1 protein-coding gene and 1 pseudogene are annotated in these 841 nt (G+C 29.6%); both read right to left on the bottom strand.

From position 1 onward, the window contains the following. On the bottom strand, positions 1-123 hold a 123-nt coding region (locus AC1DTM_RS29445; protein WP_477001585.1), incomplete at its 3' end, for a MerR family DNA-binding transcriptional regulator. Positions 124-306: 183 nt separating this feature from the next. Then, positions 307-841: pseudogene (locus tag AC1DTM_RS29440) on the bottom strand (excinuclease ABC subunit UvrA); the annotation flags it as partial.

Raw genomic sequence — 841 nt, 5'->3', positions numbered from 1 at the left:
ATAAAATCGATAACCACTCTGCTCATCGACTTTTACTGGTTGTAATAATTCCACTTTATCGTAGTGTCTCAACATACGTATACTAATGGAAGATAGTTTTGAAAAATCCCCTATTTTAAACATCATTTCCTCCTATAAGTTACATCTACTTCGAAGCTCAATTTTATCTTAAACAATGACATAGTGTGAGAGTCAACTACTTTTAATTATTTAAACATTAATTAAATATATTATATTTACATAATAAAAATCGCACATTTCCGTTTTTATAACCAATTAATTTAATCAATATACTAGTTGTTCAGTTTAATTATTTTTCTCAAGACATTCATAAACAGCCATCATTTCCCGCTTATTCAACTCACGAATTCGATTAAATATTAGAATGTTTGCAACATCCTCAGTTCGTAAGCTTTCATCCACAACATCACTAACTTTTCCAGTTAACCAGGTTTGCACGTCTATGTCATCGACGATTTCTTTACGTCCTTCATCGTTAATACCACTTGCATTACAAGTTACACACGGAATTGTTAATTTAAACACGCCGTCATGCAGGTTATCTTCTGTTATTACTTTCTTTCCGTTACAGAATGGACATGGGTTGCTTTTTTTAATTTTATTAATTTGAGTAACTAATTTTTTATAACCAAATGTTTCATATACATATGTTAGTTTTTTATATTTTCCATTTGTGAAATACTTATCTATGATAGTTTCTCTTGTTTCATTGATATTTTGGAAATCACAAATAGTCACCTTATTTTTATTGCTGATGGATTCGACATTACCTTTAATTTCGCCCCAGAATGGTAATACATTTTGTAATACCATTTCATAG

It is taken from the genome of Bacillus sp. P4_D3 (genome assembly GCF_056401855.1).
Note: the sequence above shows the minus strand (reverse complement) of the source record. Positions and strands in the feature narration are given on the sequence as shown.